This is a genomic window from Yersinia sp. IP36721, from assembly GCF_003634395.1.
In the GTDB taxonomy this organism is placed as follows: Bacteria; Pseudomonadota; Gammaproteobacteria; order Enterobacterales; family Enterobacteriaceae; genus Yersinia; species Yersinia entomophaga.
Genome location: NZ_QCZL01000029.1, coordinates 46,798 through 54,668 on the forward strand (window position 1 = coordinate 46,798; position 7,871 = coordinate 54,668).

Sequence of the window (7,871 nt, forward strand, 5' to 3'; positions counted from 1 at the left end):
GTGTTAAATATTTCGAATAGCGTGACGCTGGCCGACAGCGAGATAGAGCTAACGGCGATCCGGGCTCAGGGCGCGGGTGGCCAGCATGTTAATAAATCCTCAACGGCAATACATTTGCGCTTTGACATCAAGGCCTCTAGCCTGCCAGAGTATTACAAGCAGCGCCTGTTGGCGCTGAATCATCATCTGGTCACGGCGGATGGGGTGGTGATTATCAAGGCTCAGGAATACCGCAGTCAGGATATGAATCGCGAGGCAGCTCTGGCCCGTTTAGCGGCGCTGATTCGCCAAGCCATGGTCGTAGAGAAGACCCGGCGACCAACCAAGCCGACCAAAGGCTCTAAAATTCGGCGGGTGGAAGGAAAAGTCCGCAAAGGTGCAACTAAAGCGCTGCGCGGCAAAATACATCAGGATTGATACCGCAGGGGTGTGGGTCCATAGGATTGGTACGCAGTAGGAGATAAGCTGTGAGAAAACTCAGTATTACTTTGTTATTAGCAGCTGGCGCTTTGTCACTGCTGGGCTGTAAAAACCTTTATCAGCCAAAACAGCAACCTTTACAACCGATGCTGCAAAGTTATCAGGGCGTATTGCCTTGCGCGGATTGCAGTGGGCTGGATACGTCTTTATTTTTAGATGCTGACGGCACCTTCGTATTGCAGGAAACTTATCGCGATACCAGAGATGGCGATAGGACATTCTCAGAGCAGGGAACCTGGGCGCGAACCGCCGATAAGCTAGTGTTAACCAGCGCTAAAGGTGAGAAGCGCTATTTCCATCCGGTAGGAAAGAATCTGGAAATGTTGGATCAAAATGGACAACGGATTAAATCCTCTCTGAACTACCAGTTAACGGCCAGCGAAGCTTTGCCAACGACGTCTATTCCTTTGCGCGGCATGTATATTTATATGGCTGATGCGGCACAGTTTACCGACTGCGCTACCGGCCATAGCTTCGCGGTTGATAATAATGTCGAGTTGGAAACCGGTTATATGAATGCGCGGAAAAACGCCGGCGAGCCGGTTTTCCTGACGTTAAATGGACATTTTGGTATGCGACCGTCTATGGAAGACGGACAGTGGGATAAGTCCATGATTCCTGATGGTAATATCAAGTTCACTGCGGGTAAAACCTGTAATAGCAAATAATCGTAAGCGGACGGATTATTCACTGGTTTTTCAGTGATTCAGCTAAAGAAAAAGCCCTGTTAAAAACAGGGCTTTTTGGTATCCATTCTCGGCTGATTAGCCTTTGATTTCACTCAGCAGGAACTCAATGATTTCGCTGGTTTTAATCATTTTCTTCTCACTGGCACGGCGGTTTTTGTATTCCACTTCTTCGCTGTCCAAGTTGCGATCGCCAATAACGATATTGTGCGGCACGCCAATCAGTTCCATATCGGCAAACATCACGCCCGGACGTTCTTTACGGTCGTCCAGAATGACATCGATGCCTTTAGCGCGCAGAGTGGCGTACAGTTCTTCCGCCAGCTCTTTAACGCGGAAAGACTTGTGCATATTCATAGGGAGAATAGCAACCTGGAATGGCGCAATAGCGTCTGGCCAGATAATCCCGCGGTCATCATGATTTTGCTCAATCGCCGCCGCCACTACGCGGGAAACCCCAATGCCGTAACAGCCCATGGTCATGACCTGATTGCGGCCATCTTCACCCTGAACCGTCGCTTTCATTGCTTCGGAATACTTGGTGCCCAGCTGGAAGATATGACCCACTTCGATACCGCGTTTAATCTGCAAAGTACCTTTGCCGTCTGGGCTGATATCGCCTTCAACCACGTTACGCAGATCAGCAATCTGCGGCAGCGGCAGATCGCGCTCCCAGTTAATACCGAAGTAATGTTTGCCATCAATGTTTGCGCCAGCGCCGAAATCGCTCATAACTGCAACGCTGCGATCGATAACCACTGGCATTGGCAGGTTCACCGGGCCGAGAGAACCAGGACCTGCGCCTACGATAGCGCGAATTTCTTCTTCGCTCGCGAAGGTCAGCGGTTTGGCAACCTGCGGTAGTTTCTCCGCCTTGATTTCGTTCAGCTCGTGATCGCCACGTACTAGCAGGGCAATCAGCTTATGGCCGCTTTCTTCATGGGCATGAACCATCAGGGTTTTGACGGTTTTTTCGATGGGTAACTGGAATTGGTCTACCAATTCAGCGATGGTTTTCGCATTTGGCGTATCAATAACACGCAATTCTTCCGACGCGGCCGCGCGAGGTTCGTTTGGCGCCATGGCTTCCGCGAATTCGATATTCGCCGCGTAGTCTGATTCGGTAGAGAAAACGATATCGTCTTCACCGCTGTCGGCCAGAACCTGGAACTCATGGGATGCGTCGCCACCGATAGAGCCGGTATCAGCCAGAACCGGGCGGAAGTTCAGCCCCATACGTTCAAAGATTCGGTTGTATGCGGCATACATGGCATCGTAAGTTTCTTGCAGAGACTCCTGCGTTGTATGGAAAGAGTAAGCATCTTTCATGAGAAACTCGCGGGCGCGCATAACGCCAAAGCGCGGACGTACTTCGTCCCGGAACTTGGTTTGAATCTGGAAGAAGTTCAGCGGCAACTGCTTATAAGAGTTGATTTCGCCACGAACCAGATCGGTAATCACTTCTTCGTGAGTCGGGCCAAGTACAAAAGGACGTTCGCCGCGATCGACAAAACGCAGCAATTCAGGGCCGTATTGCTCCCAACGACCGCTCTCCTGCCACAGGTCTGCGGGCTGAACTACCGGCATGGAAACTTCAATAGCGCCCGCATTGTTCATCTCTTCACGAACGATGTTTTCAACTTTTTTCAGAACGCGGATACCGGTGGGCAGCCAGGTATAAAGACCTGAGGCCAGTTTACGAACCATGCCGGCACGCAGCATCAATTGATGGCTAATGACTTCCGCGTCGGCAGGCGTCTCTTTTAGAGTGGAGAGCAAATATTGGCTAGTGCGCATGATGTTTTGGTTCCATTAGAACTGCAAATTGCAACAGGCTGCCGAGATTGGTCAGGCAGTCAAAAACAGTAAAAGTAGCTTAGTTTACCAGTGAGAAACGGTTGTCAAAAGAGAACAGCACGAAATTTAGCGTGGGTCGAGGGATAACACTTCGGTTTGCTGCCCAATAACTCGCCAACGAACGTTAAACTCTAATAATAATACTGCGTATTCCCGCGTTTCTACTTCATTTTTCCGATAGGCCGGACGAGGGTCCTGTGCCAGAACCTGAGAAATAAAACGCTCTAGATTCGGGTAGCGCGCCTGATTTTCTGCTAACTGCCGTTGGGCATAAGCGGAAAATGTTACTGGCATATCGGCGTCAGGTGCTGATTGAGCAAAACCGGCACGAGCCAGCGGCTGGCTTTCTGCAAAGGGCAGGTAGGGTTTAATATCGATAACCGGCGTGCCGTCGACCAGATCCAGACTCCCTAGCTCAAGCACCACTTCCGAACCTTTCACTCGCACGGCTTTCAGCTCAATGAGCGACATACCGATGGGATTGGGACGGAAAGTCGATCGGGTGGCAAATACGCCCATACGAGCATTGCCGCCAAGGCGTGGAGGACGCACAGTAGGTCGCCAACCGCCGTCCATGGTTTGATGGAAAACAAACATTATCCATAGGTGGCTAAAATCATTCAGGCCGCGAACTGCCTCTGGCTGATTATAAGGAGCCAGTAATTGTAGCTCACCGCCGCCGTCTTCAATCAGCCCCGGCTGTCGAGGAACTGCAAATTTTTCTTTATAGGGCGACCGGATAACGCCGATCTGCTCAAAGGAAAACGTGGTCATTTTGACGATACGTTCAACGCAGAACCTTGGCAAATCGCCTGCTGGTAACAACCTGGCGCGCCGCTGATAATCTGACATTCATGGAGCAATACCGCGTTTGCTTTCAGGTAAGAGGCTTTAATCTGCATTCTCTTACGCGCCGTGGCAATATTCGGCGGTGAGTCTTGCGCGCTGGTTTGGCAGGATTCACCTGAAACTTCCCCTAAATCACGGAAAGGTTTACCGACCAACTCTTCGGCGGTTTTATACAGTTTCACCGGCGCAGAACGCGGAGCCGTAGTTTGAGTGGATTTGGCCGTCGGCTGTGGGTTTGGCAACATCTTCCCGCCATTGGATGATTCGGTTTGCAGCATGGAACATCCAGTTAGCGAAAGAGCTAACCAACAGAGAGGTAACGCACGCATAGAGATTCCTTTGCTTTTTATATTTAAGTTGCGCTATTGAAGCAATCTATCATGCAAATAACAAGACGGGCCGTAGCCCGTCTTGAAGATATATTCACTAAAATCAGTAATGAAAAATTACCAGCCTTTTACAGCACCGCCGTTAAAGGCTTTATTCGCGGCTTCGTAAACTTCTTCAGACTGGTAGGCCTGTACGAATTTCTTCACGTTTTCCGCGTCTTTATTGTCTTCACGCGCCACGATCAGGTTAACGTAAGGTGAGTCTTTGCCTTCGACAAACAGACCGTCTTTCGCCGGAGTCAGACCAACCTGGCTGGCATAAGTGGTGTTGATCACCGCCAGCGCAATTTTCTGGTCATCCAGAACGCGCGGTAACTGGGGCGCTTCCAGCTCAACCAGATTCAGGTTTTTAGGGTTTTCGATGATATCCAGCTTCGTTGGCAGCAAGCCTACGCCTGGCTTCAGTTTGATCAGATTTTGTTTTTCCAGCAGCAGCAGGGAACGGCCTAGGTTAGTTGGATCGTTAGGTACTGCGACGCTGGAGCCCGGTTGCAGTTCGTCCAGTGATTTGATTTTCTTGGAGTAACCGGCAATGGGGTAAACGAAGGAATTACCAACGGAAACCAATTTATAACCGCGATCAATGATTTGCTGATCCAGATAAGGTTTATGCTGAAAAGCATTCAGATCGATATCGCCTTTGCTCAACGCTTCGTTAGGCAACACATAATCGTTGAATACAACTAACTCAACGTCCAGACCGTATTTATCTTTCGCAACTTTCTGCGCAACTTCTGCAACCTGCTGCTCAGCGCCAACGATCACACCTACTTTGATGTGATTAGTATCTTTTTCTTCCTGACCACAACCGGCCAAAAGCAGGGTTCCGATCAGCGCGCCGACTGCCGCGATAGATTTTAATTTAAAAGACATATCCTTTCCTCTATAGACATTCATTTTAATAGGCGCCGCTGTGAGCGCTATCGCAGGCTGATTATTACTTGTGAGTCACGGCTCTGACGATCCGGTCACCACAGAACTGAATCAGATAGACCAAAATAACCAATAATACTAAGACGGTATTCATTGCGGTCGCGTCATACCCAATATAACCATATTGGTATCCGATTTGACCTAAACCACCGGCACCGACTGCGCCACCCATGGCGGAATAACCGACCAGAGTAATCAGCGTAATGGTTGCCGCGTTAACTAAACCGGGCAAAGCTTCTGGTAATAATACTTTTTTGATGATTTGGAACGGCGTGGCACCCATGGCGCGAGCCGCTTCTACTAAACCAGATGGAATCTCCAGTAGGGCGTTTTCTACCATACGCGCGATAAATGGCGCAGCGCCTACGGTTAAAGGAACGATTGCCGCCTGTAGGCCGATAGAGGTGCCTACTATCATGCGAGTGAATGGAATCATCCAAACCAATAAAATAATGAAAGGTATGGAGCGGAAAATATTCACCAACGCTGAGACTGTCTTATATAAGGTACTGTTGGCGCTGATTTGCCCAGGACGTGTGATATACAGCAACACGCCAATTGGCAGGCCCAGTACAAAACCGAAAAAGCCGGAAACGAAGGTCATCACAATCGTTTCCCAGATGCCCCGGCCCATTAACCACATCATTGCCTCAGACATAACCCAGAACCTCTACTTTTACATGATGATCTTGCAGGAATTTGATTGCGGCCAGGCCATCTTCACTTTCGCCGTGCAATTCCGCCAACATAACGCCGAATTTAACTCCGCCGGCATAATCCATTTGTGAACTCAGAATACCGATATCGATGTTAAAGCGACGTACTGCCTGAGAAATCAGCGGAGCGTCTACGGATTTGCCGGTAAATTCCAGTTTCAGCAATGGCACACGGTCAGACGCAGGTTCAGCGCTCATGCGTAGGGCATAGTCTTCTGGGATATCCAGATGCAGCGTGGAATGAATAAACTGCTGCGCCAGCGGCGTTTTCGGATGGGAGAACACTTCGCTCACGCTGTCTTTCTCAATCAGCTTGCCTTCGCTAATAACGGCAACCTGATCGCAAATGCGTTTTACCACGTCCATTTCATGGGTGATTAACAAGATAGTTAATCCCAGCCGACGGTTAATGTCTTTCAGCAGTTCCAGAATAGAACGGGTCGTCGCTGGGTCCAGTGCGCTGGTGGCTTCGTCGCACAATAAAACTTTCGGATTGCTGGCAAGCGCTCGGGCAATAGCCACGCGCTGTTTTTGTCCGCCGGAAAGGTTAGCCGGATAGGCGTCCTGTTTATCAGCCAAACCGACCAAATCAAGTAATTCGAGCACTCTCTTCTTTATATCTGCGCGCGGCGTGTTATCCAACTCAAGCGGCAGAGCAATATTACCGAATACGGTACGGGAGGAGAGCAAATTAAAATGCTGGAAAATCATGCCAATCTGACGGCGTGCGCGAGTCAGTTCGCGTTCTGATAATGAAGTCAGATCCTGACCATCAACCAGAACCTGACCGCTGGTTGGTCGCTCTAACATATTGGCGCAGCGAATCAGGGTGCTTTTGCCTGCGCCTGATGAGCCGATAACGCCATAGATCTGTCCGGCAGGGACGTGAAGAGTCACGTCAGAGAGGGCGGTAATAACACGCGATCCCTGCTGAAACACTTTGCTGATATTGGAGAGTTTAATCATATTATTCTTATTTTATCGTTAGTTTCCGTGGCTAGATAAAAAGTAAACTTTAGTGAAACCAAAGCATGGATCGGATGTTAAGGCGTCTAGACGTCCAAGTCAACTGGGAAGGTTATTTCTCTTCATTCTCAATGATGGGTGAAACATGCAATACTAGCGGTGTTTACAGTCCTCAGGAGCATATAAGTGACGCAGCCAGTTCCCGCAATATTTTTAGATCGTGACGGTACTCTTAATATCGACCACGGTTATGTCCACGAGATAGATAACTTTCAGTTTATTGACGGTGTGATTGATGCTTGCCGTGAATTAAAAGAAATGGGCTTTGCCTTAGTGCTAGTGACTAACCAATCTGGCATCGCCCGCGGCATGTTTACCGAAGCCCAGTTTGTCAGCCTGACAGAATGGATGGATTGGTCACTGGCCGATCGCGGTGTGGATTTGGATGGTATCTATTTCTGTCCGCATCATCCGGAAGGAAGTGTCGACGAGTTTCGTCAAACCTGCGAATGTCGCAAGCCGTTACCTGGCATGTTAATAGAAGCACAGCAAGAATTGAACATCGATATGGCTGCTTCTTATATGGTAGGTGATAAAATTGAAGACATGCAGGCCGCATTGGCTGCCAATGTCGGTACTAAAGTTCTGGTGAGAAGCGGTAAACCCGTAACTGAAGCGGGTGAAGCGCTGGCCGATTGGGTGCTAAATAGCCTCGCAGAACTACCAAAAGCCATCAAAATGCGGGTTAAATAAGCGTAAAGCGCAAATAATCAGCAAACGGAATAAACTTTACGATAAACCCTTGCCATTCTGAAGCAGCTCCCTATAATGCGCATCCATCGACACGGCGCTGTGAGCAACTTCACAGAGTGGCCGGGGAGAACAGAGAAAATTAACGAATTAAGTTGTTGACTCTGTAGCGGGAAAGCGTATTATCTGCCTCCCGCGTTACCGTAAGATTCGCCGCAAGCGAACGGGTAACGAACGCTCTTTAA

9 protein-coding genes are annotated in these 7,871 nt (G+C 49.3%); 3 read left to right on the forward strand and 6 right to left on the reverse strand.

Features of this window, described 5'->3' with window-relative positions; all coding sequences use genetic code 11:
- Positions 1-417: an alternative ribosome rescue aminoacyl-tRNA hydrolase ArfB gene (gene arfB / locus DBA33_RS17990; RefSeq protein WP_049599972.1), complete on the forward strand. Its 417-nt coding sequence runs from the start codon at positions 1-3 to the stop codon at positions 415-417.
- A 50-nt stretch (positions 418-467) separates the two neighbouring features.
- Positions 468-1,148: an envelope stress response activation lipoprotein NlpE gene (gene nlpE, locus DBA33_RS17995; protein ID WP_120806921.1), complete on the forward strand. Its 681-nt coding sequence runs from the start codon at positions 468-470 to the stop codon at positions 1,146-1,148.
- A 96-nt stretch (positions 1,149-1,244) separates the two neighbouring features.
- Here nlpE and proS read toward each other — a convergent pair whose 3' ends face one another.
- The 6 genes from proS to metN form a co-directional block, all read right to left on the reverse strand.
- Positions 1,245-2,963 (reverse strand): proline--tRNA ligase, encoded by a 1,719-nt coding sequence (gene proS, locus DBA33_RS18000; RefSeq protein WP_064514753.1) that lies wholly within the window; start codon positions 2,961-2,963, stop codon positions 1,245-1,247.
- 126 nt (positions 2,964-3,089) lie between these two features.
- On the reverse strand, positions 3,090-3,797 hold the full coding sequence (gene tsaA, locus DBA33_RS18005) for a tRNA (N6-threonylcarbamoyladenosine(37)-N6)-methyltransferase TrmO (RefSeq protein WP_120806922.1): 708 nt from the start codon (positions 3,795-3,797) through the stop codon (positions 3,090-3,092).
- The gene (gene rcsF, locus DBA33_RS18010) at positions 3,794-4,201 is read right to left on the reverse strand and encodes an Rcs stress response system protein RcsF (RefSeq protein ID WP_064514749.1); all 408 of its coding nucleotides are present in this window, start codon (positions 4,199-4,201) and stop codon (positions 3,794-3,796) included. The genes tsaA and rcsF overlap by 4 nt, the downstream gene beginning before the upstream one ends.
- 117 nt (positions 4,202-4,318) lie before the next feature.
- The gene (locus tag DBA33_RS18015; RefSeq protein WP_064514747.1) at positions 4,319-5,134 is read right to left on the reverse strand and encodes a MetQ/NlpA family lipoprotein; all 816 of its coding nucleotides are present in this window, start codon (positions 5,132-5,134) and stop codon (positions 4,319-4,321) included.
- Positions 5,135-5,198: 64 nt separating this feature from the next.
- The gene (locus tag DBA33_RS18020) at positions 5,199-5,852 is read right to left on the reverse strand and encodes a methionine ABC transporter permease MetI (protein ID WP_064514744.1); all 654 of its coding nucleotides are present in this window, start codon (positions 5,850-5,852) and stop codon (positions 5,199-5,201) included.
- On the reverse strand, positions 5,845-6,876 hold the full coding sequence (gene metN / locus DBA33_RS18025; protein WP_064514742.1) for a methionine ABC transporter ATP-binding protein MetN: 1,032 nt from the start codon (positions 6,874-6,876) through the stop codon (positions 5,845-5,847). Before metN ends, DBA33_RS18020 begins: the two co-directional genes overlap by 8 nt.
- A 186-nt stretch (positions 6,877-7,062) precedes the next feature.
- On the opposite strand from metN, the gene gmhB reads away from it, so the two are divergent.
- Complete coding sequence (gmhB, locus tag DBA33_RS18030; protein WP_064514741.1) at positions 7,063-7,629, forward strand: D-glycero-beta-D-manno-heptose 1,7-bisphosphate 7-phosphatase; 567 nt, start codon at positions 7,063-7,065, stop codon at positions 7,627-7,629.
- The last annotated feature ends 242 nt before the right edge of the window (positions 7,630-7,871 follow it).